Source organism: Planosporangium thailandense (assembly GCF_011947195.1).
GTDB classification, from domain to species: domain Bacteria; phylum Actinomycetota; class Actinomycetes; order Mycobacteriales; family Micromonosporaceae; genus Planosporangium; species Planosporangium thailandense.
This window is the reverse complement of sequence record NZ_JAATVY010000003.1, coordinates 169,508-195,468: the sequence shown is the minus strand read 5'-3', so window position 1 is coordinate 195,468 and position 25,961 is coordinate 169,508. Positions and strand designations below refer to the sequence as shown.

The 25,961-nt window shown below is 71.7% G+C and carries 24 protein-coding genes and 1 pseudogene; 8 read left to right on the top strand and 17 right to left on the bottom strand.

Features of this window, described 5'->3' with window-relative positions:
- Positions 1 to 143: 143 nt before the first annotated feature.
- Positions 144 to 344 carry an FmdB family zinc ribbon protein gene (locus HC031_RS06320; RefSeq protein WP_167924222.1) on the bottom strand — a complete coding sequence of 67 codons (201 nt, stop codon included), beginning with the start codon at positions 342 to 344 and terminating at the stop codon, positions 144 to 146.
- A 149-nt stretch (positions 345 to 493) separates the two neighbouring features.
- Here HC031_RS06320 and HC031_RS34270 point away from each other — a divergent pair, with 149 nt between their 5' ends.
- A complete protein-coding gene (locus HC031_RS34270) occupies positions 494 to 1,561 on the top strand; it encodes a lytic murein transglycosylase (protein WP_167924221.1) in 1,068 nt (355 codons plus the stop codon).
- A gap of 97 nt (positions 1,562 to 1,658) precedes the next feature.
- Positions 1,659 to 2,675, top strand: a complete 1,017-nt coding sequence (locus tag HC031_RS06310; protein ID WP_167924220.1) for a GNAT family N-acetyltransferase — start codon at positions 1,659 to 1,661, stop codon at positions 2,673 to 2,675.
- On the opposite strand, the gene HC031_RS06305 is transcribed toward HC031_RS06310, so the two are convergent.
- The 6 genes from HC031_RS06305 to HC031_RS06280 form a co-directional block, all read right to left on the bottom strand.
- Entirely contained in the window at positions 2,676 to 3,647 is a 972-nt protein-coding gene (locus tag HC031_RS06305; RefSeq protein ID WP_167924219.1) for a TIGR03557 family F420-dependent LLM class oxidoreductase, read from the bottom strand. It abuts the gene before it with no gap.
- 78 nt (positions 3,648 to 3,725) lie between these two features.
- On the bottom strand, positions 3,726 to 4,709 hold the full coding sequence (gene hemB, locus HC031_RS06300) for a porphobilinogen synthase (protein ID WP_167924466.1): 984 nt from the start codon (positions 4,707 to 4,709) through the stop codon (positions 3,726 to 3,728).
- Positions 4,710 to 4,772: 63 nt separating this feature from the next.
- On the bottom strand, positions 4,773 to 6,356 hold the full coding sequence (locus HC031_RS06295) for a bifunctional uroporphyrinogen-III C-methyltransferase/uroporphyrinogen-III synthase (protein WP_167924218.1): 1,584 nt from the start codon (positions 6,354 to 6,356) through the stop codon (positions 4,773 to 4,775).
- Complete coding sequence (gene hemC, locus HC031_RS06290; protein WP_167924217.1) at positions 6,340 to 7,323, bottom strand: hydroxymethylbilane synthase; 984 nt, start codon at positions 7,321 to 7,323, stop codon at positions 6,340 to 6,342. Before hemC ends, HC031_RS06295 begins: the two co-directional genes overlap by 17 nt.
- 2 nt (positions 7,324 to 7,325) lie before the next feature.
- Positions 7,326 to 8,744 carry a glutamyl-tRNA reductase gene (locus HC031_RS06285; RefSeq protein ID WP_167924216.1) on the bottom strand — a complete coding sequence of 473 codons (1,419 nt, stop codon included), beginning with the start codon at positions 8,742 to 8,744 and terminating at the stop codon, positions 7,326 to 7,328.
- Positions 8,741 to 9,496: a redox-sensing transcriptional repressor Rex gene (locus HC031_RS06280; RefSeq protein WP_167924215.1), complete on the bottom strand. Its 756-nt coding sequence runs from the start codon at positions 9,494 to 9,496 to the stop codon at positions 8,741 to 8,743. The genes HC031_RS06285 and HC031_RS06280 overlap by 4 nt, the downstream gene beginning before the upstream one ends.
- Before the next feature lie 435 nt (positions 9,497 to 9,931).
- On the opposite strand from HC031_RS06280, the gene HC031_RS06275 reads away from it, so the two are divergent.
- Together HC031_RS06275 and HC031_RS06270 are read left to right on the top strand one after the other, a co-directional pair.
- Positions 9,932 to 11,269: a sensor histidine kinase gene (locus tag HC031_RS06275; RefSeq protein WP_167924214.1), complete on the top strand. Its 1,338-nt coding sequence runs from the start codon at positions 9,932 to 9,934 to the stop codon at positions 11,267 to 11,269.
- A 12-nt stretch (positions 11,270 to 11,281) separates the two neighbouring features.
- Positions 11,282 to 11,926, top strand: coding sequence for a response regulator (locus tag HC031_RS06270; protein WP_167924213.1), 645 nt, complete (start codon positions 11,282 to 11,284; stop codon positions 11,924 to 11,926).
- Here HC031_RS06270 and HC031_RS06265 read toward each other — a convergent pair.
- Genes HC031_RS06265 through HC031_RS06255 form a run of 3 tightly spaced genes read right to left on the bottom strand, consistent with a single transcriptional unit; the run spans position 11,911 to position 14,442 of the window.
- Positions 11,911 to 12,594, bottom strand: a complete 684-nt coding sequence (locus tag HC031_RS06265; protein ID WP_338090498.1) for an HAD family hydrolase — start codon at positions 12,592 to 12,594, stop codon at positions 11,911 to 11,913. The two genes, HC031_RS06270 and HC031_RS06265, sit on opposite strands and share 16 nt — an antisense overlap.
- Before the next feature lie 10 nt (positions 12,595 to 12,604).
- Entirely contained in the window at positions 12,605 to 12,844 is a 240-nt protein-coding gene (locus HC031_RS06260) for a glutaredoxin family protein (RefSeq protein ID WP_167924211.1), read from the bottom strand.
- On the bottom strand, positions 12,841 to 14,442 hold the full coding sequence (locus HC031_RS06255) for an AMP-binding protein (RefSeq protein ID WP_338090497.1): 1,602 nt from the start codon (positions 14,440 to 14,442) through the stop codon (positions 12,841 to 12,843). Before HC031_RS06255 ends, HC031_RS06260 begins: the two co-directional genes overlap by 4 nt.
- 541 nt (positions 14,443 to 14,983) lie before the next feature.
- Here HC031_RS06255 and HC031_RS06250 point away from each other — a divergent pair.
- From HC031_RS06250 to HC031_RS06240, 3 genes and pseudogenes are all read left to right on the top strand, one after another.
- Positions 14,984 to 15,964, top strand: a complete 981-nt coding sequence (locus tag HC031_RS06250; RefSeq protein ID WP_167924210.1) for an ECF subfamily RNA polymerase sigma factor, BldN family — start codon at positions 14,984 to 14,986, stop codon at positions 15,962 to 15,964.
- A gap of 183 nt (positions 15,965 to 16,147) precedes the next feature.
- Positions 16,148 to 17,011, top strand: a pseudogene (locus HC031_RS06245) (DUF5667 domain-containing protein); the annotation flags it as partial.
- 421 nt (positions 17,012 to 17,432) lie between these two features.
- Positions 17,433 to 18,341, top strand: a complete 909-nt coding sequence (locus HC031_RS06240; protein ID WP_167924209.1) for an HAD family hydrolase — start codon at positions 17,433 to 17,435, stop codon at positions 18,339 to 18,341.
- A gap of 12 nt (positions 18,342 to 18,353) precedes the next feature.
- On the opposite strand, the gene HC031_RS06235 is transcribed toward HC031_RS06240, so the two are convergent.
- The 5 genes from HC031_RS06235 to HC031_RS06215 all read right to left on the bottom strand — a co-directional run bounded on the left by HC031_RS06235 (position 18,354) and on the right by HC031_RS06215 (position 23,409).
- Positions 18,354 to 19,247 (bottom strand): lysophospholipid acyltransferase family protein, encoded by an 894-nt coding sequence (locus HC031_RS06235; RefSeq protein ID WP_167924464.1) that lies wholly within the window; start codon positions 19,245 to 19,247, stop codon positions 18,354 to 18,356.
- Positions 19,248 to 19,303: 56 nt separating this feature from the next.
- A complete protein-coding gene (locus tag HC031_RS06230; RefSeq protein ID WP_240942196.1) occupies positions 19,304 to 20,341 on the bottom strand; it encodes an NAD-dependent epimerase/dehydratase family protein in 1,038 nt (345 codons plus the stop codon).
- Between the two features lie 455 nt (positions 20,342 to 20,796).
- Positions 20,797 to 20,898 carry a 30S ribosomal protein bS22 gene (locus HC031_RS06225; protein WP_007465623.1) on the bottom strand — a complete coding sequence of 34 codons (102 nt, stop codon included), beginning with the start codon at positions 20,896 to 20,898 and terminating at the stop codon, positions 20,797 to 20,799.
- Between the two features lie 179 nt (positions 20,899 to 21,077).
- Positions 21,078 to 22,427, bottom strand: a complete 1,350-nt coding sequence (locus HC031_RS06220) for a hypothetical protein (protein ID WP_167924207.1) — start codon at positions 22,425 to 22,427, stop codon at positions 21,078 to 21,080.
- A 61-nt stretch (positions 22,428 to 22,488) separates the two neighbouring features.
- Entirely contained in the window at positions 22,489 to 23,409 is a 921-nt protein-coding gene (locus HC031_RS06215) for a proline dehydrogenase family protein (RefSeq protein WP_167924206.1), read from the bottom strand.
- Between the two features lie 145 nt (positions 23,410 to 23,554).
- On the opposite strand from HC031_RS06215, the gene HC031_RS06210 reads away from it, so the two are divergent.
- Entirely contained in the window at positions 23,555 to 24,097 is a 543-nt protein-coding gene (locus tag HC031_RS06210) for a CGNR zinc finger domain-containing protein (RefSeq protein WP_167924205.1), read from the top strand.
- A gap of 23 nt (positions 24,098 to 24,120) precedes the next feature.
- Here the strand turns inward: HC031_RS06210 and HC031_RS06205 are convergent, their stop codons facing one another.
- Together HC031_RS06205 and HC031_RS06200 are read right to left on the bottom strand one after the other, a co-directional pair.
- A complete protein-coding gene (locus HC031_RS06205; protein WP_167924204.1) occupies positions 24,121 to 24,918 on the bottom strand; it encodes a TIM barrel protein in 798 nt (265 codons plus the stop codon).
- Positions 24,919 to 24,997: 79 nt separating this feature from the next.
- The gene (locus tag HC031_RS06200) at positions 24,998 to 25,921 is read right to left on the bottom strand and encodes a Ppx/GppA phosphatase family protein (protein WP_167924203.1); all 924 of its coding nucleotides are present in this window, start codon (positions 25,919 to 25,921) and stop codon (positions 24,998 to 25,000) included.
- Positions 25,922 to 25,961 lie beyond the last annotated feature (40 nt).

Genomic DNA, 25,961 nt, shown 5'->3' with positions numbered 1-25,961 from the left:
GAACGGCTCGGCTCGGTCCACCCGGGTTGCAGCCCGATACTGCCCGAGCAGGCCAGTGACGCGGCGTCGCCGACTGGGATAGTGGGGAACGCCCGAACCGCGCGACCGACGCCGACCGAGGTCGACCGGTCGCGCGGCGTCGATCAGCAGCCGCAGGCGCCTCCACAGCAGCCACCACCGGCGGCCGGCTGGCCGGACCGGCCGGAAACGGCCACTGTGGACAGAAGTTTGACGGTGTCGTCGTGACCGTCGGGGCACCGTGCGGGGTCGCCCGACTCGCGCATCGGACGGTTCAGCTCGAAAGTGGAGCCGCAGCTGCGGCAGCGGTACTCGTAGCGGGGCATGGCACCAGGTTACCTACCTTCCCCGCAGCCCTTCCGGTACAACAGAGATCTGAGCATGGGCCATACTCGATGGCGTGGCACAGGGGGACCGGGTGGCTAATCCGACGGCAACGCCGCTACGACCGGCGGCCCCCTCCACCGTGCCCGCGGTGGGCGTTTCTCCCGATTCGGGGGTGGCGGCCGCCGGGATGCTGGACGTCCTGACGCCGGCGGACCCGGCGACGGCGCCGGATCCGCCGGCGCCGCCCGAACCGACGCCAGCGCCCGAACCGACGGCAGCGACAACCCCGGTGCCAGCGACCGACCCGGCGACACCGGCGGCCGGACGAAGGGCCGGTTGGCGGGCCCTGCCCACCCGTGCCGTCGGGTGGTCGCGCGCCGCCGCGACCACGATCGCCGGGTGGCCCCGACGCCGCTACGGCCGGGTGGTCACGCCCGGCATCCTGATCTTCGCTGTGGTCGGCGCCGCCCTGCTGGCCGGCACGTACGTGGTGCCGGCGCTGCCGACGACCACGCACCGGACCTTCACGCTGATCGAGCCGACCGGCGAGGGGGTGCCGAGCCCTCCCGCTGACGAGGTTCCCGGCACCGACCCGAGCGCCGCCGCCGACGGCGCGACGGCGGCTCCGACCGCCGATCCAGCGGCGGTGACCAGGCCGTCCGATCTCGCCGCCTGGGCCGGCCCGCTGTCGGCGAAGCTAGGCATCCCCCTGCCCGCGATGGAGGCCTACGGGTACGCCGAACTGGTCACCTCCGCCACGTCACCCGGCTGCCAACTGCGGTGGACGACGCTCGCCGGCATCGGCAAGGTCGAGTCGGCACACGGCCAGGACCACGCGATCCTCGGCGCGGACGGGACCGCGATGCCGCCGATCGTCGGCGCGCCCCTCGACGGCAGGGACGGGCGCATGAAGATCGCAGACACCGACGGCGGCCGACTCGATCACGACCCGACCTGGGACCACGCCGTCGGCCCGATGCAGTTCATCCCGTCCACCTGGGCCACCTACGGGGCCGACGCCGACGGCAACGGCGTACCCGACATCAACAACGTCTACGACGCGGCCCTCGCGGCGGCGCGGTACCTGTGCGCCGGCAACCGCAACCTGTCGCTCCCCGGCGACTGGTGGGCGTCGATCATGTCCTACAACGCGGTGCAGAAGTACGTGCAGGACGTCTTCGGCGCCGCCAACGACTACGGCGTGCGCAGCCGCTGACCGGGCGGCCGACCGGGCGGCAAAAAATTCGAAAAGAAGAAGCTTAGTTAGCACTAAGGCCTTCCGTCGCGCGCGGAACATCGGCAAGCTATGACCCGTGCAGGTGCGCGAGTGGGACCCGGCCGCCGCTCCCGCCGAGGGGCTGAAAGCTCTGCTGCGCGCCGCCAACCTGGCCGTCGCGGCCGACGTGCCCGAAGATCCGCCATGGCGGCCCGACTCGTTCCGGGAGTATCTGTCGGTCACCATGCCCGACGAGCGGCGCGTCTCGTGGCTCGCGCTGGACGGCGACGACCTCCTCGGATACGTGAGCATCCTGCTCGTCGGCGACGTCGCCGTTCTCGAACTGCTGGTGCGGCCGGACGTGCGCCGGACCGGGGTCGGCACCGCCCTGCTCGGCGCGGCCGCGACGCGCGCCCGCGCCGAGGGGTACGGGTCGATCGGGGTCGAGGTCATCGGCGACACCCCGGCCGGCGACTTCTTCGAAGCGCAGGGCTTCCGCTGCGCCTTCGTGGAGATGCGCAACCTGCTCGACCTCTCGACCGTGGACTGGACGCAGCTCGCGACGATGGCCGAAAGCGTCGGCTCCGGGTACCGGCTCGAATACCACCCGGGTGGCCCGGCGGAGTCGATCCTCGACGAGTACGCCAAGGCGAAGGCCACGATGCGCCTCAACCCGGCGTACGACCTGGAGCTGCGCCCCAGCTCGTACGACAGCGAGCGGCTGCGGGCGAGCCTGGCCACCCTGCATGCGCGGGGCCTGAAACCGTACGTCGTGCTGGCGGTCCACGAGCCGTCCGGCACGGTGGCCGGGCTGACCGAGGTGGTCGTCCCGGCGCAGCGGCCGACCCGGGCCGACCAGTACGACACGGTCGTGGTGCAGGCCCATCGCGGCTACGGGCTGGGCCGCGCGCTGAAGGCCCGGATGCTGTCCGAGCTGCGCGCCGCCGAGCCGCAGCTACTCGATGTGCAGACCTGGAACGCGGTCGGCGCGAAGGCAGTGACCCGGATCAACGACGAGCTGGGTTTCCGGCCCAACCGGGAGTGGCGCGAGTACGAGGCCGATGTCGACGAGGTGCTGCGCCGCCTCGGCGCGCCCGCCGACCAGGCTCCCTGATCAGGCGCCGACCTTCTCCCGGCGGCGCACCCGCGGCATGACCTCCTTGGCGTACAGGTCGCACAGCTCGCGGTAGTGCGGGCCGATGTTGGCCACGTACACCTCGTCGTAGCCGGCCTGTTCGTACTTCTCGATCATGGACAGGTGCCGGGCCGGGTCGGGGCCGAGCGCGAACAACTCCTTGAGCATTTCGGGCTGGACCAGCGTGCTCGCCTGTTCGATGTGGCGCGGCGACGGCAGCACCTGGTTCAGCTCACCGGGCACCGCTTCGCTACGCCACTTCTCGTGCGCCAACCGCAGGGCCTCGCCCTCGCTCTGGGCGTAGCAGGCCTTGAAGCCGCCCTGCACGACCTTGTCGCCGCCGCCGCTCTCGCGGAACTGGCGCACCTTGTCGGCGTCGGGCATCACGCACATGAACCCGTCGCCGATGCGGGCGGCGAGCTCGATCGATTTCTTCCCGAAGCCGGAGATATAGATCTTGGGCGGCTGGTCCGGCAGCGTGTAGATCCTGGCCTGCTCGACCTGGTAGTGCTCGCCGTAGTGGTTGACGAACTTCCCGCGCCACAGCTCCCGGATCACCTCGACGGCCTCTTCGAGCATGTCGAGCCGCATGCCGGCCGACGGCCAGGGGTCACCGAGGATGTGCTCGTTGAGGTACTCGCCGGAGCCGACCCCGAGGACGAACTTCCCTCCGGTCAGCACGCCGCTGGTCGCCGCGGCCTGCGCGATGATCGCCGGGTGCATCCGCACGGTGGGGCAGGTCACCGCCGTGGTGATCGGCAGCGAGCAGACCTGGCTGAGCGCGCCGATCATGGACCAGACGAACGCGGACTGGCCCTGCTCCTCCAGCCAGGGGTGGAAATGGTCAGAGATCCACAGCGCCTCGAAGCCCGCCTGCTCGGCCGCCTTGGCCTGCTCGATCAGCTCAGCGGGTGCGTACTCTTCGCATGACAGGAAGTATCCGAGTTTCATACGACTCGAATACCCGGCGACCGGGGTCAGTATCCCCGGCGGAGCAGCTCCGCTGCTCAGTATTCCTGGCGAAGCTGCTCAGTATCCCTGGCGAAGCAGCCGCGCGGCCTCGATCGCCCAGTACGTGAGGATGATCTGCGCCCCGGCCCGGCGGATCGAGGTGAGCTGCTCCAGGATGACCCGCTCCCGGTCGATCCAGCCGTTGGCGGCGGCCGCCTCGACCATCGCGTACTCACCGGAGACCTGGTACGCGGCGACCGGGACGTCCACGTTGGCGGCCACCGACGCGACCACGTCGAGGTACGGCAGCGCGGGCTTGACCATCACCATGTCGGCGCCCTCGGCGAGGTCGAGCGCCACCTCGCGCATCGCCTCCCGCAGGTTGGCCGGGTCCTGCTGGTAGGTCTTGCGGTCGCCCTGCAGGGTCGACTCGACCGCCTCCCGGAACGGGCCGTAGAAGGCCGAGGCGTACTTCGCGGCGTAGGCCAGCAGCGCGGTGTCGGTGTGGCCGGCCTGGTCGAGCGCCTCGCGGATCACGCCGATCTGGCCGTCCATCATCCCGGACGGCCCGAGCACGTGCGCACCGGCTTCCGCCTGCGCGAGCGCCATGTCGGCGTACCTGGCCAGGGTGGCGTCGTTGTCCACGGAGCCGTCGGGCCGCAGCACGCCGCAGTGGCCGTGCGAGGTGAACTCGTCCAGGCAGAGGTCGCTCATCACGACGGTCGCGTCGCCGACCTCGCTGACGACGTCGCGGATGGCGACGTTGAGGATGCCGTCCGGGTCGGTACCGGCGGAGCCGACCTCGTCGCGGGTCAGGGGGACGCCGAAGAGCATGAGGCCCCCGATGCCGGCCTGTACGGCCTCGACGGCGGCCTTGCGCAGTGAGTCACGGGAGTGCTGGACCACGCCGGGCAGCGAGGCGATCGGCCGGGGCTCGGTCAACCCCTCCCGTACGAACATCGGCAGCACGAGTTCGGCGGGGGCGGGCCGGGTCTCGGCGACGAGCCGCCGGATGGCGGGGTTGCGGCGTAGCCGTCGGGGGCGAACAACCGGAAACACGATTCTCCTCCGATCTTGGACAGTTGTGCGACCTATAGCTCGCACAACTGTCCAAGATCCAGGTAGTTAGCGGTAGCGCAGAGCGGTCGGGCCCTGCACCTTGGAGCCGCGGCGCTGCTTGGCCGGCATGGCCGCGAGCTTCTCGCGCAGCTCGACCGCGTACTGTGCGAGCGCCTCGACCAGGTCCGGGACGCTGGCGTGCTGCGGCCGTACGTCGACGCGCAGCCCGAACTCGGTCGCGGTCTCGGCCGTCTTGGGCCCGATCACCGCGACAACGGTGCGGGCGTGCGGCTTGCCGGCGATGCCGACCAGGTTGCGCACGGTCGACGATGACGTGAAGAGCACCGCGTCGAAGCCACCCGACTTGATCGCGTCGCGGATCTCGGCCGGCGGCGGCGCGGCGCGCACCGTCCGGTACGCCGTCACGTCGTCGACCTCCCAACCGAGCTCGGTGAGCCCGGCGGCGAGCGTCTCGGTGGCGATGTCGGCGCGCGGCAGGAGGATCCGGCCAACCGGATCGAGAATCTCGTCGTGCGGCGAGAACTCGGCCAGCAGCCCCTCGGAGGACTGCTCCCCCGACGGGATCAGCTCGGGCTGTACGCCGAACGCGCGGACCGCGTCCGCGGTCGCCTCACCGATGCAGGCGATCTTGACGCCGCCGAAGTGGCGGGCGTCCAGGCCGTGCTCGGCGAACTTCTCCCACACGGCGCGGACCGCGTTGGTCGAGGTGAAGACGACCCAGGCGTACCGGCCGTCGACCAGACCCTTGATCGCCCGCTCCATCTGGGCCGGCGTACGCGGCGGCTCGACCGCGATCGTCGGCACCTCGCACGGGATCGCACCGTAGGCGCGCAGCCGCTCGCTCATCGCGCCGGCCTGCTCCTTGGTACGCGGGACGAGCACCTTCCAGCCGTACAGCGGCCGGTTCTCCCACCAGCCCAGCTTCTCCCGGTGCGCGACGCCCTCGCCGAGGCTGACCACGACCCGGCCGGCGAAGCCGATCACGGCGGTGACCATGCTGTCGACGCTGGACGAGGTCGTGTACTGCGTCTCGCCGGTGCCCTCGCCGGTCACGGCGACCGGCGTGCCCGGGTCGACGCCGGCGGCGAGCAGCCCATCACGTACGGTGGCGAGATCGCCGGCGTCCACCGCGACCGCGGCGGACGAGCCACGACTCAGCGCGGCGGCGAGCAGGTCGAAGTCGAGACTGTGCACGTCGTCGACGTCGGCGACGGTACGGACGCCCGGCAGCGGAACGCCGGCGTAGGTCGCGACGCCGGCGGCGGTGCCGACACCGGGAACGACCTCGAACGGCACGTTGGTGCGGGCGACGGCCTGCACCTCCTTGAGGACCGACTCGTGGCCCAGCGGGTCGCCGCCGACGAGGTGGACGGCCTTCAGCCCGGAACGGGCCGCCGACAGCAGCACCTTCGCCACGTCGCCGGGCACACCCTCGGCCGGCGAGAACTCGGCCTCGGGCGCGGCGTCCGCCCGGATCGCGGCGAGCATCTGCTCGGGTACGTACCGGTCGTACACGACATGGTCGGCCGTCGTCACGGCGTCGTATGCGCGACGGGTGAGCAGGCCGGGGTCACCTGGGCCGGCACCGACGAAAACGATGCGGCCTGCGGTCTTACGGGTACGGGTCATGCTGTACTCCCAGTACAGAGTCAGCGCCTTCGGCGAGCAGGTCGGCGGCCAGCAGCCGCCCCACCTGTACGGCGTCAGCGAGCGTTCCGGTGCGCGACAGCCGGACGCCGAAACGGCCGTCCGGGCTGAGCACCGCACCGCGCAAGTAGATCTCCGGACCGTCGTCGCCTTCGGCGATTTCAGCCAGAGCGGCGACCGGCGCGGAGCAGCCGGCCTCCAGCTTCGCGAGCAGCGCCCGCTCGGCGGTCACCGCGGCACGGGTGGCCGGGTCGTCGAGCACGGCGAGCAGCCCGAGCAGCTCGTCATCGTCTTCCCGGCACTCCACGGCCAGCGCACCCTGTGCAGGGGCGGGCAGCATGAGCATCGGGTCGAGGATCTCGGTTGCCTCGGCCGCCCGACCGAGTCGAGCCAGCCCAGCGCGGGCGAGGACGATGCCGTCCAGCTCACCCTGAGCTACCTTACGCAACCGAGTGTCAACATTACCTCGAATCGGAACACACTCGAGATTTCTTCCCAACGCGGCTATCTGGGCGATTCGCCGCAGCGCCCCGGTGCCCAGCCGGGCGCCCTCGGGCAGCTCGGTCAGGGTCAGGCCGTCCCGGGCGACGAGCACGTCGCGGGGGTCCTCGCGCGGCGGCACGGCCGCGATCCGCAGCCCCTCGCCGAACGTCCGGGGCTGCCCGGCCGCGCCCAGCGGCCCGGGACCCTCGCTGACCGAGGTCGGCAGGTCCTTGTACGAGTGCACCGCGAAGTCGATCTCTTTGGCGTTGAGCGCGTCCCGCAGCGCGGACACGAAGACGCCCACGCCCAGCCGAGCGATGGGGGCGCTGGAGCGGTCACCCGGCGTGGAGATCTCCACGAGCTCGACGTCCCGGCCGGTCTTCTCCCGGACCGCGTCGGCGACCATGCCCGACTGGGCGAGCGCCAGCGCGCTCGCCCGGGTACCCAACCGGAGCTTTCCGTGCACTGTCACGACTCCTCCGGCCCAGGCACCGTGACCTCACAGGCCCCCACAGGGTCGATGTCCTGTGGAACCTCCAGGTCGAACAGGGCGCGCAGCGCCACGGCGTACGCCTCGCCGCCCGGCTCGGCGGCCAGCTGGCGCACCCGCACCGAGGGCTCGTGCAGCAGCCGCTGCACGATCCGGTGCACCGTGCGGGCCACGTCCGAACGCTGGTCGTCGGTCAGATCCGGGCGGCGCTGCCGGAGCCGGCCCAGCTCGGCGACAACGACCTCATCGGCGCGCGCCCGCAGAGCCGCGACGGTCGGCGCCACGTCGGCGCTGCGCTGCCAGGTGCGGAACGCCTCCACCTCGTCGGCCACGATCGCCTCGGCGGCCCGTACGTCGGTGTCGGCCGGCAGCCCGAGGCGCTGCCCCTCCGGCAGGACGACGTCCTCGGCGACGCCGATGACGTCCGCGGCCTCGCCCGCCCGCCGGTCGGCGGCGAGCCCGAGGGTCTCCATGTCGACCACGATCACGCCGGGCAGGTCACCGACGCCGGGAGCCACGTCCCGGGGTACGGCCAGGTCCAGCACCAGCAGCGGGCGCGTACCGGCGCCCGGCCGGCGCGCGGCGGCGATCAGCTCCGTGGTGAGCACCGGCTCCGGCGAGGCCGTGGCGCAGACGACCAGGTCGACGCGGGCGAGCGCGGAGCCCAGCTCGTCGAAGGGCACGGTCTCGGCCTCGTAACCGGCCGCGAGCCGCTCCGCCCGCCCCGCGCTCCGGTTGGCCACGTAGAGCCGGCCGGCACCGGCCCGGCGCAGCGTCGCGAGGGCGAGCGCGCCCATCGCGCCCGCGCCGATGACGAGGGCGTCGGCGGAGGCGTCCGGCGGGAAGGTCTCGGTCTGCTCGCCGTACAGGCTTGACAGCCCCAGCCGCAGGGCGGCGGTGACGACGCTCTGCCCGGCCCGGTCGATCTCGGTCTCGGCGTGGGCGCGCTTGCCCACCCGCAGCGCCTGCTGGGTGAGTTCGTGCAGCAGGCGGCCGGCGGTGCCGTGCTCGATGGCCACGGCGTACGCGTCGCGCAGCTGACCGAGGATCTGGGCCTCACCGACGACCATGGAGTCGAGCCCGGCGGCCACCCGGAACGCGTGCCCGACGGCGTCGACGTCGTAGTTGACGTACAGGTGCGGAGCCAGGTCGGCCACGGAGCACCCGGCGCGCTCGGCGAGCACGGCGCCGATGTCGGCCAGGCCGCCGTGGAAGGCTGACACCGCGGCGTACACCTCCACCCGGTTACAGGTGGACAGCACGAGCGCCTCGCCCACGTACTCCTGGGCGAGCAGCCGGGTCAGCAACTGAGGAGTCTGGTCGGCGGTCACCGCGAGCCGCTCCAGCAGAGAGACTCCAGCGGTGCGGTGCGATACGCCGACGACGAGCAGGTTCACGTAGCGAGCGCCTCCCCGTTCAGGGTTGGACGGATTTTCATTCGCCCGTTGCCGGCAGGCGCGGGCAGGGTGGTCAGCGCCGACTTGCGGTGCTCGTGGAACGACAGTATCTGGAGTTCGATCGCGAGATCGACCTTCCGGACGTCGACGCCGTCGGGCACGCTGAGCACGCACGGCGCGAAGTTGAGAATGCTGGTGACCCCGGCCGCGACGAGCTGGTCGGCGACCAGTTGGGCGGCGTGGGCCGGCGTCGCGATCAGAGCGATGGAGATCGCCTCGGCGGCGACCACCTCGGGCAGGCGCGCGATGTCTTTCACGACCAGGCCGTTGATGCGCTCACCGATCCGGTCGGGATCGGCGTCGAAGAGCGCGGCGATGCGGAATCCGCGGGTGCTGAACCCGCCGTAGCCGGCCAGCGCGTGTCCAAGGTTACCCACGCCGACCAGAGCCACGGCCCGGCGCTGCGTGAGGCCGAGGACGTGTTCGATCTGCGCGATGAGCAGGGCGACGTCGTAGCCGACGCCGCGGGTGCCGTACGAGCCGAGGTGGGACAGGTCTTTGCGCAGCTTGGCCGAGTTGACCCCGGCCGCCGCGGCCAGCCCCTCGCTGGAGACCGTCTCGAACCCGGTCTCCGCGAGATGGTGCAGGGCGCGGAGGTATTCCGGCAGCCGGGCGACGGTGGCTTCGGGAAGGTCCGGGAACACTCCCCCATCGGATACACCGGCGGCTTGCCCGTTGCGCTGCTGACTCATCAGACTCCGAGACGTCGAACGTGTTGTGAACCCCAGGTGCGCAGCCCGTGTGCGGCTGTGCTATCTAGGCTCGACGTCGTAACAGAGTAGGCGTTTGTGAACGTTTGCACAAACTCACGATCTTGAAGAATCGACTCGCCGACACCCATCGCTCGGCCGACTCACGGGCGGTACCCTGCCGTTCATTGTCGGCCCGGGACGCCTCACGAGCGGGACAGCGGCGAAAGATACGACTTAATTCCGAATTGCCCGACCCAGGTCGTCTGAATAGTGGCCGTCCATTCGCATTCTGCCGGATGACCGCTCCCACGCATTCCCCGGCTGGCCGTGTGCGACGTCACGGGCACCGCGCACCGCGGGGTAGGGATAGCCTCACCCCTGAAACGCCAGCCGACCGGATGGGAGCCGACGGGCGCGATGCCTAGCGTTTCCGACATGACGCCGACCGCATCGCTGCCCACAAGCGCCGAACCGCCCGCCGTCCGCAGACTGATCAACCAGCTCGGAATCGACTCGGCGTACCTGCTCACCGGATTCCCGATCGCGCTGGCCGGCTTCGTGGTCTTCGTTACCGGGTTTTCCCTCGGCGTCGGCATGTTCATCACGCTGGCCGGCATCCCCATCCTGACCGCCACCCTCTTCGCGGCCAGGGGCTTCGCCGAGTTGGAACGCTGGCGGATCTCGCGGGTCCTCGACGTGCCGCACGTCGGCGGCACCTACAAGCGCGCGGCCCGGGACGCCGGTGTCTGGCGGCGCCTCTTCGCTCCGATCGCCGACGGCCAGTCCTGGCTGGACCTGCTCCATGGTGTGATCGGGTTCATAGTGGCCACCGTCACCTGGTCCATCGCGGTCGGCTGGTGGGCCGCCGCTGTCGGCGGCACCCTCACCGTCGTCTACGACTGGACGATTCCACACCCGCCCCACAAGGTCGATTCGCTGAACGAGCTGCTCGGAATGGGTGACAGCACGACCGCGCGGGTGACGCTCTACACCGCGATAGGGCTCTTCTTCCTGCTCACCCTTCCGATCGTCACCCGCTTGTGCGCGCAGCTACAGGCGAGCATCGCCAAGGCGCTGCTCACCGGCATGACCGACCTGCGCGCTCGCATCGCCGGGCTGGAGCGGGCGAACGCCGCCGCGGAGGCGGCCACGGCCACCGCCCGGTCGCAGCGCAGCGCCGCCGTATCCGCCGAGTCGACCGCGCTGCGCCGCCTCGAACGCGACATCCACGACGGCCCGCAGCAGCGGCTGGTCCGCCTCGCGATGGACCTCGGCCGCGCCGAGCACCAGCTCGACACCGACCCGGAGGCCGCCCGCCGGACCGTTGCCGAAGCGCTGCTCCAGACCCGCGAAACCCTCGACGAGCTGCGCGCGCTGTCCCGCGGCATCGCCCCGCCGATCCTGGTCGACCGCGGGCTGGTCGCCGCCGTCGCGGCGCTCGCCGGCCGGTCCACCGTCCCGGTCGAGCTGGACGCGCCCGACCCGGGCCGGCTCGATCCGAGCGTCGAGTCGACCGCGTACTTCGTACTGGCCGAGGCGCTGACCAACGTCGCGAAGCACAGCCGGGCCGACGAGTGCCAGGCGATCGTCCGTCGCGACAACGACCACCTGCTCGTGAGCGTCGTCGACAACGGGGTCGGCGGCGCGGAGCTGTCGAAGGGGCACGGCCTGGCCGGGCTGGCCGACCGGGTCCACGCCGCGGGTGGTGAGCTGACCCTGACCAGCCCGCCCGGCGGCCCGACCGTCGTCAGCGCGCGGCTGCCCTGCCAGTGAGGACTCGAAGAGATGCGCGTGGTGGTCGCTGACGACGCGGTACTGCTCCGCGAAGGCCTGGTACGCCTGCTCGCCGAGAACGGCCACGTCGTCGCCGCCGCCGTCGGGGACGGCCCGGCGCTCGTGGAGGCGGTGACGGCGCACCGCCCCGACGTCTCCATCGTCGACGTCCGGATGCCGCCCAGCCACACCGACGAGGGGCTGCGGGCCGCGGTGGAAGCCCGGCAGCGGGTACCCGGCGCTCCGGTCCTCGTGCTCAGCCAGTACGTCGAGGTGTCGTACGCCGAAGACCTGCTGGCCGACCGGCACGGTGCGGTCGGGTACCTGCTCAAGGACCGGGTCGCGGAGGTCGGCGAGTTTCTGGACGCGCTGCGCCGGGTCGCCGCCGGCGCGACCGTGCTCGATCCCGAGGTCGTCGCCCAGCTCCTGGTACGGCGGCGCCGCGACGACCCGCTGCGGGCGCTCACCCCGCGCGAGCGCGAGGTGCTGGCGCTCATGGCCGAAGGGCGGTCCAACGCCGCGATCGCACGCCGGCTCGTCATCAGCGAAGGCGCCGTGGAGAAGCACATCGGAAACGTCTTCGCCAAGCTCGATCTGGCCCCCGACGACGAGCAGCACCGGCGGGTACGCGCCGTGCTGGCCTACCTGGGCGCCTGAGCGCACCCCTGGTCGGGAGCCTCGGCACCGACCGCCTCCCGGGCCAGCGCCACCGCCTCGAGCAGCGTCGAGGCCACCGGCACCCCGGCCGCCAGCAGGCGCTCCGGGTGGGTGAAGCCCCCGCCGTACAGGATGCAGGCGGCGCCGGCCGAGGCCGCGGCGTGCGCGTCGTCGACCGAGTCACCGATCAGGACGGCGTCCGCGCCGGCCACGCCGAGCGCGTCCAGGTGGGCGGCGAGGTGCTCCGCCTTGTGGCCGCCCGCGAGGACACCGGGGCGCAGCCCGTCGATGCGCTCGAACACCGCGTGCAGCCCGCGCCGCGTGACCTCGGGCACCAGCTCCTCGTGGAACCACATCGACAGCAGCGACTGCGTGCCCGGCCAGGCCCGCATCGCGGCCTCGGCATCGGCCGCCAGCGCGCAGTCGAGCAGCCCGTCGCGGTAGAAGTCGTGGTAGACGCGGTCGAGCTGGACGAACTCCTCCTGCGTCACCGACCGGCCGAGCACGTGGCCGTAGTAGTCGGCGACCGGGCGGCGGAAGTCCCGCCGGTGATCGTCAGCCGTGATCGGCGGGCCGTCGACCGCCGCGAGCGAGACGTTCGTCGCCGCAACCACGAGGGTCAGATCGTCGAGCAGCGTTCCGTTCCAGTCCCAGACAAGATGCGCCACGGCCGCAACCTTATCGGCCCAGGTCGCGCAGCAGTCGATCTTCTTCGACCCGCCAGTATCCGTGCTCCCTGCCATCGAGGAGCACGACCGGGATCCGGTCGCCGTACTCACCTTCCAGCTCCCGGTCACCCGAGATGTCGACCTCGTGCCAGGACTCGCCGGACGCCGCGGCGACCCGCGCCATCGCCTCCTTGGCGACCTCGCACAGGTGGCACCCGGGCCTCGTCAACAGTACGAGCCGGTCGCTCATGCGAGCTCCCCCTTACGCACCTTGCCCGTCGCCGACTTGGGCAGCTCGGACACGAACTCCACGGCCGTGGGGCACTTGAACCGGGCGAGGTTGCCCTCGCAGTACGCGATCAGCTCCTCGGCCGTGACGACGGCGTCCGGACGGCGTACGACGTAGGCCTTCACCGTCTGCTGGGTGTACGGGTGCGGCACCCCGACCACCGCGGACTCCACCACCGCCGGGTGGCTGTCGAGCACCAGCTCAACCTCGCGCGGGTACACGTTGAACCCGCTCACGATGATCAAGTCGCCGACCCGGTCGACCAGGAACAGGTCACCGTCGGCGTCGGAGTACGCGATGTCGGCCGTCGAAAACCATCCGTCCGCGTCGGGCCCGCCGTGGCCGTCGGGCCAGTACCCGGAGAACAGGTTGGGTCCGCGGACGACCATCACGCCCGGGTCGGTGCCGGGGCTGCCCGGCGCGTCGTAGTCGATGTCTTCGTCGTCGACGCCCTCGTCGTCGATCTCGCCGACGACGTTGCCGTCCGCGTCCACGAGCTTGATCTCGACGTCGGGCAGCGGGCGGCCGATCGAGCCGGCCTTCGGGCGTTCCTCGCCCATGGTCGTGGTGAGCACCGGTGCGGTCTCGGTCAGCCCGTACCCCTCGTACACCGGCGCGCCGGCCACCTCGCCGAACCGCTGCGCGGTCGCCGCGTCCAGCGGCGCGGCGCCGGAGACCGCCACCCGGACCCCACGGAACGCGGTGGCGAGCCGCTCACCCATGAGTGACCAGGCGACGAACATGGGCGGCACGCCGACGACGACCGTGACGCCGTCGCTGCGGATGCGCGCGAGCGTGTCCGCCGGGTCGAACCGCTCGACGAGGACGCCGCACGCACCGTGGTAGGCGATGGCGCCCAGGCCGGTGTTGAGCCCGTACGAGTGGAACAGCGGCAGCGTGAGCAGGACGACGTCGTCCTCGCCCACCGGCCGGGGCTCGATCGCGGCGAGCTGGGCGTGGTTGGCCAGCAGTGCCCGGTGCGACAGCATCGCGCCCTTGGGCAGACCGGACGTACCAGACGTGTAGAGCAGGACGGCGATGTCCTCGCCGCCGGTCGTCGCCTCGGTCGGGGCGGAGGGGGCGGCCAGGAGCTCGGCGAAGGGTCGCGCGCCGGCGGGGCCGCCGCCGGTGAGCTCACCAAGGCTGTACGCGTGCCGGGGCGCCGGCGCGTCGATGCCCGCCACGGCTTCCAGGACGGCCGGCGTGCCGACGATGATCTCGGCGCCGGTGTCGGCCAGCACGTGTTGCAGCTCACGGGCGGTGTACCCGGGGTTGACCGGCACGACCACGTACCCGGCGCGCAGCGCTCCGAAGTAGGCGGCCGCGAACTCGGGGACGTTGGGCAGCGCGATCGCCATCCGTGGTCCGACGTCGGCGCGGTGCGATTCGCGGTCGTCTGCGGCGTGGACGAGCCCTCGCAGGGCGGCGGCGACGGCATCGACCTGGGTGTCCAGCTCTCCCCAGGTGATCAGCCGATCATGCCAGCGCAGTGCGGGGCGCCCGGCGCCCATACCGGCGGCGCGGCGGACCAGATCCGCCACGTTTCGTACGTCCTGCACGACCGATCACACTAGCGCGCCCCACCGGTTGGAATCAGCCCGAGTCGGGTCCCCGATATGGGCGTTCCCGGTAGGTATCTACCCGATTGGCGGAGTTGTCGGTGCCATAACGGCCATCAATGACTGCCACACAATCGATCTTTCGGACTCTCAAGTACAAAACACAGCCATCTGACCCCGGTGCCGCACACCGTGTGCGACGGAGCGCACCCCGGGCGGGGAAATATTCATGCCCCGAGTAACTGACTGCCCACGCATGAGTGACGAACCCCCGACAAGCCAGCCGAGTCAGCTCACACCATTCAGGGTGGTTGATACCCCTCACCCCCGAGGAGACCGTAGTGCCCCATATTGCGCTGCATGAACGCTTCCCGGGCACGGGCCGGGGCGACGGACATGCCAGGCCGGCGCCCGTGGCTCCGCGGCCCGCCGTCGTGGCCCATCGGCTCGACCGGCTCGGGGATCTCCGCCGATTCGGGGACGCGCCGGCCCGGCGCGGCGAACGGACCGGCCACCGGACCGACGCGCTCGGGGGGTCCGCATGAGCGGGTACGAGCTGAGCTCCGGCCCGGACGTCCTCGCGGGGCACATCGAAGTCAACGACAGCCTGGACGTGATCCGGAAGATGATGGCGACCACGCTTCGCGCCGACGGCGGCGTCCCGCACACCCGGGAACGCCCGTACAGCGGCCCGCCCGCCACGCGCCACAGCCCGGGTACGAACACCCGGCCGGCCGACAACCGGAGCGCACCCGCCGGCCGGGTCTCCCCGGAAGGTCGGTCCGTGTCCCCGGAGGCTCGCGGGGAGGCCGCCGCGCCGGCGACGCACTCCTTCCGACTCCCCGCCGAGTCGGACCAGCAGGCCCACTCCGTGGCGCTCGACGCCGAGTCCGACGAGCGGACCGGAGGGTCCGACGGCCCGCCGCCCGGGTACCCCGACCGCCCCGAGGCGACCGAAGCGGCCACGGCGGTCTGGCTGCTGGTCGAGCGGGCGCAGGCGGGCGACGCCGAGGCGTTCGGCCTGATCTATGACCGGTACTTCGACACCGTCTTCCGGTTCGTGTACTTCCGGGTGGGCAACCGGCAACTGGCCGAGGACCTGACAGCCGACACCTTCCTGCGTGCGCTCAAGCGCATCGGCAGCTTCACCTGGCAGGGCCGCGACCTGGGCGCATGGCTGGTCACGATCGCCCGCAACCTGGTCGCCGACCACTTCAAGTCCGGCCGGTACCGGCTCGAGGTGACCACCGGTGACGTCCTCGACGCCGAACGCGCCGAGAGCGGCCCGGAAGGCAGCCCCGAGAGCGCCGTCGTCGACCACATCACGAACGTGGCGCTGCTGCGGGCCGTCAAGCAGCTCAACCCCGAGCAGCAGGAGTGCATCGTGCTGCGTTTCCTGCAGGGGTTCTCGGTGGCGGAGACCGCACAGGCCATGGGCAAGAACGAAGGTGCGATCAAGGCGCTCCAGTACCGCGCGGTCCGCACCCTCGCCCGACTGCTCCCGGACGGTTTCCAGCCCTAGGACGTGCGCGCACACGTTTTGACAAAAGAGTGTGCGAAATCACGTTTTCGGCGACCGTAACCGGACCGTAAGCGCCTCGTTGGAGGTGGTACGACTGGCGGCCAGGCGCCCGTCAGTCCCGATGGCGACCCGCGCCATCCCGTCGCGCCGCACAGCCGCGACGAGCGAAGGGAGGTGCTCCCGGTGAACCTGTTCCTTTTCCACCGGCGACGCGCCGAGCGCTTCGCGCAACTCCTCGACGAGGCTGCCGGGATCCGTCACCACGCCGCGCGCCCCGCCCCTGACGACGGGGAGCTGACCGACCTCGTCGACCTCGGTCACCGGTTGCGCGGCATCGACCTCACCCCGCAGGCGGACCCCGAGTTCCGGACCGGGCTGCGGGCGATGCTGATGGCGACGATCGAGCGGGAAGGGATCGGCGCCACCGCGCTGCCCGAGGCCAGCCCCGAGCCCGCGCGGCAGCCCGCCAACCGCCGGTTGGCGGCCGCATGGCTTCCGATACGCAGCCGTCGCGCCCGCGGCGCCGTCGCGGTCGGGCTGGCCGTCGGCACCCTCGCCGTCGCCGCATTGTCGACCATCAGCGTCGATGCCAGGCCCGGCGATCCGCTGTACGGGATGAAGCGGTCGGCCGAGCGCGCCCAGCTCGCGCTGTCCAGCTCCCAGCAGGGCCGTGGCGAGCTGTACCTCGAGTTCGCGAAGGCCCGCGGCAACGAGGCGGCCGCGGATCGCCACGACATCCTCGCGGTCCTCACCGACATGGACGACGAGACGCGCCAGGGCGTACGACTGCTCACGGCCGCCGCCGTCGACCGGCGCGATCCCGCCTCGCTGGACACCGTTGACGCGTTCGTGGCCGGGCAGCGCCACACGATCGCCGGCATGCTCGGCGCCCTCAGCGGCGACGCGCGCACCCGTACGGTCGACTCGCTGCAGCTTCTCGACCGCGTTCAGAAGCGCGTCGACGGGCTGCGCAAGAACCTCGACTGCGCCGACGCCGCGAACTGGACCGCTGACGACCTGGGTCCCGTTCCCGGTGCCTGCACGGCGCACAGCCCGGCCGCCGACAGCCTCAAGAAGGGTGCCGGCGGCCCAGCCGTCCGCAGCGAGCCGCCCGCCCGCACCGCCACCGTGACACCACCGGCGACCGGCGCATACGTCCGGCCGACCACCCCGACGCCCGGCGCCCCAGCTGTGACCTCGGGGACGGAGCGGCTCGCGTCCCCGATCAGCGCACCGCCGACCACGGTGCCGCAGGTCACCGGCGGCCTCCTGGACCGACTCGGACGCCTCCTGGGCGGCGGCTGAGGGCGCACCCGACCGGGTGCCCTTTCACCCGTGTTCACCGGTCCGTCGACCGGCCGCCGCACGTGATAGGTCCGTCATCAGCCCACGATCCGGTATTAGGCAGATACCCTCGCATTGGTGCCACCGACGGCCGTCGGGGTGTCCGGACAAGGGGGGCGAGAGCATGGCGGGCCGGATCCAGAGTCGCCGCAAGTCGCGCGCCGGTGGCGCGTCGACGAAGCTGGTGGACCCGCTCGCCGGCTGGGCGGCCGAGGAGGTCGAGGCGGCGCTCACCGTGCCGGCCGATCCCACGGCGGCCGCTTTCTTCGACGTCGACAACACGATGATGCAGGGCGCCTCCATCTACTACCTGGCCCGCGGCCTGGCTTCCCGCAAGTACTTCACCACCGGCGACCTGCTGCGCTTCGGCCTGCAGCAGCTCAAGTTCCGGCTCCTGGCCTCCGAGAACGCCGGGGACATGTCCGCGGCGCGGGACGCCGCCCTCGCGTTCGTGGCCGACTGGCGCGTCGATGAGATGGAGCGGTTGAGCGAGGAGATCTTCGACGAGCTGATGGCCGAGCGCATCTGGGCGGGCAGCCGGGCGTTGGCCCAGATGCACCTGGACGCCGGCCAGCGGGTCTGGCTGGTGACCGCCGCCCCCGTCGAGCTGGGCCGGGTGATCGCCGAGCGGCTCGGCCTCACCGGCGCGATCGGCACCGTCGCCGAGGTACGCGACGGCGTCTACACCGGCCGCCTGGTCGGCGGCCTGATGCACGGCCCGGCCAAGGCCGACGCGATCAGGGCGCTCGCGGACGCCGAGGGGCTGGACCTGGAGCGGTGCTCGGCCTACAGCGACTCGGTCAACGACGTGCCCATGCTGTCGGCCGTCGGACACGCGGTGGCGGTGAATCCGGATTCCGCGCTGCGCGCCGAGGCCCGCCGGCGCGGATGGGAGATCCGGGACTTCCGCACCGGCCGCAAGGCCGCGAAGGTCGCCGTGCCCACCGCGATGGGTACGGCGGTGGCCGCCGGGGCGCTCGTGGCGGGCGTCGCCCTGGCGAAGCGACGCCGCGGCACGCACTCCGCCAGGTGACGCGGCCGTCGGCTAGGCCGACCAGGGGTCGGGACGCAGCTCCAACAGCCGGTGCAGGGTCTGCTGGATCGTCTCGCGTACCTGGTCGGCGAGGTTGAACACGGCCATCGGGTCGTCGGCGGAGTCGGCCATGCCCTCCGTCACGATGGGCTCGCCGAACTCGATCAGCCACTTGCTCGGCAGCGGGACCATGCCCAGCGGCCCGAGCCACGGAAACAGCGGTGTCACCGGAAAGTAGGGCGCGCCCAACAGGCGCGCCAACGGTCGGATGTTGCCGAGCAGCGGATAGGTCTCCTCGGCGCCGACGATCGACACCGGGATGATCGGCGTACCCGTACGCAGGGCGGCGGAGACGAATCCGCCCCGGCCGAAACGCTGCAGCTTGTAGCGCTCGGCGAACGGCTTGCCGACGCCCTTGAACCCCTCCGGGAACACCCCGACCAACTCGCCGCTGCGCAACAGCCGCTCGGCATCGGGGTTGCAGGCGAGGGTACTGCCGGACTTGCGCGCCACCTCCGACAGTCCCGGCATGCGGAAGACGAAGTCGGCGCCGAGCAGGCGGAGAAAACGCCTGGCGGGGTGCTCGTCATGGACCGCGACGCACAGCATCGCCGCGTCGAGCGCGATCGTGCCGGAGTGGTTCGCCACGATCAACGCCGGGCCGTCGTCGGGCAGGTGCTTGATCCCGTACGTCTCGACCCGGAACCAGGTGCGGTAGAACGGCCGCATCAGCGGCAGGAAGACCGACTCGGTGAGCTGCCGGTCGAAACCGAACTCATCGACCTCGTAGTCGCCCGTCAGCCGGTGGCGTAGCAGTGCCAGCAGCCGGGCGACCCGCCCGTCCCAGACATCCGCCTCCGCCGTCTCGTCGGCATCCCCAGCCAGCTGGTGGGCGTCCGCAGCCATCTGGTGGGCGTCCGCAGCCATCTGGTGGGCGTCCCCAGCCTCGAACCGACCGTCGCTCACCGGTCCCCCTCCGCCGTGTCGCGGACCCGCCGAATGCCGTCCAGGATCGCCCGCTCGGCCCTGCGCACGCGGTCTGGGCCCAACGGCCCGAAACCGGCTCCCCGGATGAAGTCGTCGAACGCGGCCGCGGTGGAGCGCGGCTCGAAGCCGAACTCCTCGACCAGGCGGGTGGTGTCGACCACCCGGCCGTGTACGAACAGGTCCAGCTGGTCGAGGGAGAAGTCGAGCGCCCCCGAACTCTTGGCGAACCCCGCCACCGCCGAAAGGCCAGGCTCGATCACGGGCAGCGTGACCCGGCCGGCCCGCCGGATCGCCTGCGACAACGTGAGCACGCCGCGGCCGGCGACGTTGTACGTGCCGGGGTGGCGCTCCACGGTCGCGCGGTGCAGCACCTCGACCGCGTCGTCGACGTGGACGAACTGCAACCGCGGGTCGCGGCCCAGGACGGTAGGCACGACGGGCAGCGAGAAGTACCGCTTGAGCCTCGTGTCGGCGTGCTCCCCGATGAACGGTGCGAACCGCAGCACCGTCGCCACGACGTCGGGGCAGCGACGGCGGAAGCCCCGCACGTACCCCTCGACGTCGAGTACGTCGCGGGCGAAGCCGCCGCGCGGCGTCTCACGCGGCTCGGTGTCCTCGGTGAAGACCGCCGGGTCGCGGAAGGACGCGCCGTAGGCCGCCGTTGACGAGCGGATCACCAGCTTCCGCAGCTCCGGCGCCTGCTGGCAGGCGGCCAGCAGCTGCATCGTGCCGATGACGTTGAGCTCCTTGGTCGCGCCCCGACCGCCCGACTGGTAGTCGACCGCGGTCGTGATCGCCAGGTGCGCCACCGCCTGCACGCCCTCGTCGCCGAGCAGCCGGGCGATCTCCGGGTTGCGCAGGTCGACCCGGTGCAGTTCGACGCCGTCGAGCAGGCGTGCCAGCTCGGTGGACGGCGCGGCGAGATCGACGCCGATGACCCGTTCGACCCGCGGGTCGGCCACGAGCCGGGCGGCCACCTGCGCGCCGAGGCGTCGGGCCACGCCGGTGACCAGGACGACCTTGGGCGCGCTCCCACGAGACGTCGAGCTGCTAGACCGCGCACGACGCGCCGAACTCCCGCTGCGCTCGTCCCGCTGAGCACCCCGCACACGACGCACTGAGCCGCTGGTTCGCTCGCTCATACGATCGCCTCGCTTCGCTCGGCGACGAATGGCCTGGGCCGCCGGGCGAAGCTGCGCGGGCCAAGCCATTCGCAGCATTCGCGACGCACTGAGCCGCTGGTTCGCTCGCTTCGCTCGCTCATACGATCGCCTCGCTTCGCTCGGCGATGCATTCGCGACGCACTGAGCCGCTGGTTCGCTCGCTTCGCTCGCTCACGAGTCCCTCCGGCTGTGCCTGGTGCAGTGGGCCCGCGCCGCGCGGCTCGTGCGGGGGCGGAACGTCTATGACTTACCCACGCGGCGTGGGCACGTACCGAAAGGTTACGCGCCCATGCACCGCACGGAGGTCATTTGCCGAGACGACGACGCTGGACCCTGGTCTTGCGCAGCAGCTTGCGGTGCTTCTTCTTGGCCATGCGCTTGCGGCGCTTCTTGACCACTGAGCCCATACGAGTGTCCCCTTGTCAGGTACGTGATGGTGTCGGCCGCCGCCGGGAGGCGCCGGTGACACGTGGAAATAATGGCGCATCCAGGGTAGCCGGCCTCCGAGGAGATCGGAAAACAGGCTCAAGCTGTCGTTCCCCCGGTCACGGTCGCCCGCGTCTCCCCCGGGTCGGCGGGACGGGTTTCAATCGAGATTCTGGCGCACGTACGCCGCACACTCGTCCGCGACGCTCGCCCACTTGACGCCGAGCTCAATGGTCATGGCGTACTCCGGCGATTGGCCCCGGCGAACGACCGCGTCGAAGAAGCGCAGCATCCGGTCCTCGCCGAACCGCTCGGCCAGCCAGCGCACGGACAGGAACGCCACCCCGTACCGGCCGCTCGCGTCCTCGGTCGACGCGCTCGCCGGCGGCTCGGTCAGCTCCATCACATTGGTGGTGTTTCCGGCCTGTACGTAGCGGCGGGAGGCGGCCAGCAGCTCGTACTCGCTCAGCGGCCGCCCGACCATCCGCACGTACTCTGCGATGCCCTCGACCAGCCACCACTGCTTCGAGTAGTCGCGGCGTACGTCCGCGAGCGTCACCACATGCGTGAACTCGTGACGCAAGGTGTCGACCACCTCGTTGGTGGTGACGCGCTGGCCGTTCAGCACGATCTCGGTGTGGCGGTCGGTGATCGGCATGGCGTACCCGGCGACCCATTCCGCCTGATGCACCCCGTACCAGCGGCCCCACTCCTCCGGGCCGGCGAGGAACACCAGGTACCGGCCGGGCGGTGGGGACCAGCGGGCGTACCGGTCGGCGACCCCGGCGGCCTCCTCGGCCGCGGCGAGCACCTCGGCCACCCGGTCGGCGTACCGGGGCGCCGCGGCGACCACCACCCGCGGGCCCACCGCCACCCGAAGGTCGGTCACCTCCCATGGGCGGGGACCAAGATCGGACGTTCCGGAGGTGCCGAACTCGACCAGGGTCGGCGACCCGGTGTGCTCGGCCCAGCGCGTGCTCACCGGCACCGTCACCGGTTGGCAGCCGGAGACGACGAAGCAGTACCCGAGCCGTACCTGCGCCCGCCAACCACCCTCGACCGGTTCGGGCTCACCGTCGAGCTTCTCCGTCCAGCCCGCCACGCTCATCGCCCGCAGGGTGGTGAACCGCTGGCGCAGGTCGTCGACGAGCGCCATTCTGGCGGGGTCGGCCGGCGCGAGGAACGCCTTCTCGTCACCGCGTAACAGTGCCGCCGCCTGGGTATCGAGGACCGCCTGGATCCGGCCGTACACCCGCGAGGAGCCGGCCCTGGCGGCGACCGTGCCCGACGCCCGCTGGTACCCGGTAGGGCCGCCGTCACCGGAGCCGTCCGACGGCGCCTGCGCGGCCACCGCCGCAGCCCGGTGATCGAGCGGTCGCCGCCAGTCGTGGCCGGCCGTCGGCACAGCCGAACCGCCGAGCAGCCCGGACAGGGCCGCCAGTCCGAGCCCGATCCGGATCAGTCGGGTCCGCGCCGGTCGGCGCGCGGGATCGAGCTCCTCCTCGGTCACGCTTGGACGCTACGCGATACTTACACGTCTCGCTCTGTAGAACGCGAAAGCCGACGCCGTATCAGCCCCGGGAACGCAGCGCCCTGGCGAAGAACGCGAGATTGGCCGGGCGCTCGGCGAGCCGGCGCATCATGTACCCGTACCACTGCGTGCCGTACGGCACGTAGACCCGGACGGTGTACCCCTCCTTGGCCAGCCGTCGCTGCTCTTCCGGGCGCACCCCGTAGAGCATCTGGAATTCGAATTCGTCGCATGACCGGTCGAACCACTTCGCCCGGTCCTCGGCGATGGCCACGACCCGCGGGTCGTGACTTGCGATCATCGGGTAGCCGTCGCCGGCCATCAGGATGTTCATGCAGCGGACGTACGACTTGTCGACGTCGAGGCGGGTCTGGTAGGCGACCGACTCCGGCTCGGCGTACGCGCCCTTGCACAGTCGGATGCGCGACCCGCCTCCGGCCAGCTCACGGCAGTCCGCCTCGGTACGCCGCAGGTACGCCTGGAGCGCGACCCCGACGGTCGGGAAGTCCTCCCGCAGCCGCGCCAGCACCTCCAGGGTCGAATCGGTCGTGGTGTGGTCCTCCATGTCGAGGGTGACCGTGGTGCCGGCCTCGGTCGCCTTGACGCAGATGGCCCGGGCGTACTCCTCGGCGCGCTCGACGTCGAAGGCCTGGCCGAGGGCGGACAGCTTCACGCTCACCTCGGCCGCCGGGGTCAGCTCCGCGGTGGCCAGCCCGTCGAGCAGCCGCAGATACTCGTCCCGCGCCGCCTCCGCGTCGGCCGGCGTCGTGGTGTCCTCGCCGAGATAGTCGAGCGTCACCGCGAGCCCGTCACCGATGAGTTCGCCCGTGACGCGGAGCGCGTCGTCGAGACCGGACCCGGCGATGAACCGGTTGACGACGCCGCGACTGATGGGCGCGCGCTGGACGAGCCGCTCCGCCCGGGAAGACCCGGCAGCGGCGAGGATCACCGATCGGAACATGAGCAGAGCGTATCGCCCACGCCGCTTCGACCGCGCCCGACAGGCTGCCCGTCGCCCGGCCGGATAGCACCCGATACGCCCGTTTTCCGGCGCGGTTGCCGAGGCTGGACTAGGGCTCGACGCTTTTCTTGTCTACCTTTGTCGCGTGGACTTCGACGCGTACGCCCGGACGGCGGTCGACCTCGTCAACGCGCCGCTGACGGAGCTGACCGACCTGACCGAGCTGTTCGGCGAACAGGAATGGATGGCTGCGGAAGCCACCGACCGTGACTTCAACGCGCTCAAGCGAGCCCAGCGCCGGCTGCGGGACGTGTTCGAACACGGCGCGGCCGGCCGGGACGCCGAAGCGGTGGCGGAGCTGAACGCGCTGCTCGAGGCGTACCCGATCCGCCCGCGGATCTCGGGTCACGACGCCCATGACTGGCACATGCACGTGACCGGTCGGGGCTCGGCGGTCAGCTCCGAGTTCCTGGCCGGCGCGGCCTGGGGCCTCGCGGTCTGGCTGTGTGAACACGGCAGTTCGCGGTTCGGCATCTGCGCCGACGAGCGCTGCGGCAACGTGTACCTCGACACCTCGTCGAACTGCTGCCGCCGCTTCTGCTCGGAGCGCTGCGCCACCCGCTCGCACGTCGCCGCCCACCGGGCGCGCAAGCGGGCCGCGGAATCGGAGCCGGCGCCCGTAGCCTGAGGCGTCCCCGCCGGTCTGGCGCCTCAGGCGTCCACGGTGGATGGGGTGCCCAGGTGCTGGCGGGCGAACGCGAGCGACTCGGCGAGGTCCGCTTCCCGCTCGGCGCGGCTGGCCGCTCGACGGGTGGAGACCTCGACCGCGACCGACCCGCGGAAGCCGCGCGGCACGAGCGACTGCAGCAGCTCGGCGCACGGCTGGCCGCCCCGGCCGGGCACCAGATGCTCGTCGCGGCCCTCGCCGGTGCCGTCGCCGAGATGCACGTGGGTCAACCGGCCGGCCATGGCATCGGCCATGGCGAGGGCGTTCGTGTGCGAAGCGGCGCAGTGCGACAGGTCGAGCGTGTAGTCGTCGAACCCGGCGGCGGTCGGGTCCCAGCCCGGCGAGTAGGGCACGAACTCGCGCCCGGCCATCCGCACCGGATACATGTTCTCGACGGCGAACCGGATCTTCGGGTAGCTCTCCGCGATGCGGCTGATCCCCGGCTTGAACCCGCGGGCGTACTCGCGCTGCCACGTGAACGGCGGATGCACGACGACGGTCGGCGCACCGAGGTTCTCGGCCAGGTCGGCGGCCCGGCGCAGCCGCTCCCACGGGTCCGCGCTCCACACCCGCTGGGTGACCAGCAGGCACGGGGCGTGCACGGACAGGACCGGGACCCCGTAGTGCTCGGACAGCCCGCGCAGCGCCCCCGCGTCCTGGCTCACGGCGTCGTTCCACACCATGATCTCCAGCCCGTCGTAGCCGAGCGTCGCCGCGACCTCGAAGGCCGCCGCGGTGGGCTCGGGAAACACGGACGAACTGGAGAGCAGGACGGGCGTCACCGCTTCAGCCTAGCCGCCGTATCGGCGTCGAAGCCCGGACGCACCCACTAATGGCTGACCCCGGACGGGCATCGCGCGCTCAGGTTCCGAGCACGTCGAGCCGGCGTAAAATCACTCCTTCGCGCAGCGCCCACGGGCACACGTCAACCGCTTCGAGGTCCAATCTCCGCATCACGGTCTCGGCGACCACCGCTCCGGCGAGCAGCTGATGCGCCCGACCCGCGCTGACGCCATCCATCTCGGCGAGCGCGGCGGACGGCATCCGGCGGATGAAGCCGAGCATCTGGTGCAGGCCGGTCAGGGTGAGTCGCCTGGGCACCCGCAGCCCGGCGCTCGACGGTGCCGCACCGGCGAGGCGGGCCAGCGTACGGAGCGTCTTGGAGGTCGCGACCGGCCGGTCCCAGCCGTCCCGGAGCATCCCCACCGCCTTGCCGACCTGCTCGTCGACGTATTCGCGCAACTGCTCGACCTGGGCCGCGGACGGCGGATCGGCGCTCAACCGCTCCCGGGTGAGCCGGCCGGCGCCGAGCGGCAGCGAGAGCGCCACGTCGGGCTCCTCGTCGATACCGGCGGCCAGTTCGAGCGAGCCGCCGCCGATGTCGACGACCAGCAGCCGCCCCGCCGACCATCCGAACCAGCGCCGCACGGCCAGAAACGTCATGATCGCCTCGTCCTCGCCGCAGAGCACCTGGAGGTCGACGCCGGTCTCGTCGCGTACCCGTCGCAGGACCGCCGCCGAGTTCGTCGCGTCGCGGACGGCGGAGGTGGCGAAGGCGAGCAGGTCCTCGGTCTCGTGCGCCGCGGCCGAGTCGCGGGCCTTGGCCACGGTCTCCACCAGCGCGTCCGCGCCCGCACGGCTCAGCTTGCCGTCCTCGCCGATCTTCTCGGCGAGCCGCAGCTCCGCCTTCTCGGAGTACGCCGGCCACGGGTGCGCACCGTGATGTGCGTCCACGACGAGCAGGTGGACGGTGTTGGAACCCACGTCAAGTACGCCGAGCCGCATCCGCATACCGTAGATCCCGCCGGGTAGCCGCGTAACGTAG

Excerpts from the sequence above, each read along its gene's own strand:
- HC031_RS06275 (WP_167924214.1), top strand. The coding sequence starts at position 9,932 with ATGACGCCGACCGCATCGCTGCCCACAAGCGCCGAACCGCCCGCCGTC.
- HC031_RS06200 (WP_167924203.1), bottom strand. The coding sequence starts at position 25,921 with ATGCGGCTCGGCGTACTTGACGTGGGTTCCAACACCGTCCACCTGCTC.
- HC031_RS06280 (WP_167924215.1), bottom strand. The coding sequence starts at position 9,496 with ATGAGTCAGCAGCGCAACGGGCAAGCCGCCGGTGTATCCGATGGGGGA.
- HC031_RS06240 (WP_167924209.1), top strand. The coding sequence starts at position 17,433 with ATGGCGGGCCGGATCCAGAGTCGCCGCAAGTCGCGCGCCGGTGGCGCG.
- HC031_RS06270 (WP_167924213.1), top strand. The coding sequence starts at position 11,282 with ATGCGCGTGGTGGTCGCTGACGACGCGGTACTGCTCCGCGAAGGCCTG.
- HC031_RS06215 (WP_167924206.1), bottom strand. The coding sequence starts at position 23,409 with ATGTTCCGATCGGTGATCCTCGCCGCTGCCGGGTCTTCCCGGGCGGAG.
- HC031_RS06235 (WP_167924464.1), bottom strand. The coding sequence starts at position 19,247 with ATGGCTGCGGACGCCCACCAGCTGGCTGGGGATGCCGACGAGACGGCG.
- HC031_RS06305 (WP_167924219.1), bottom strand. The coding sequence starts at position 3,647 with ATGAAACTCGGATACTTCCTGTCATGCGAAGAGTACGCACCCGCTGAG.
- HC031_RS06320 (WP_167924222.1), bottom strand. The coding sequence starts at position 344 with ATGCCCCGCTACGAGTACCGCTGCCGCAGCTGCGGCTCCACTTTCGAG.
- HC031_RS06250 (WP_167924210.1), top strand. The coding sequence starts at position 14,984 with ATGAGCGGGTACGAGCTGAGCTCCGGCCCGGACGTCCTCGCGGGGCAC.
- HC031_RS06225 (WP_007465623.1), bottom strand. The coding sequence starts at position 20,898 with ATGGGCTCAGTGGTCAAGAAGCGCCGCAAGCGCATGGCCAAGAAGAAG.
- HC031_RS06295 (WP_167924218.1), bottom strand. The coding sequence starts at position 6,356 with ATGACCCGTACCCGTAAGACCGCAGGCCGCATCGTTTTCGTCGGTGCC.
- HC031_RS06260 (WP_167924211.1), bottom strand. The coding sequence starts at position 12,844 with ATGAGCGACCGGCTCGTACTGTTGACGAGGCCCGGGTGCCACCTGTGC.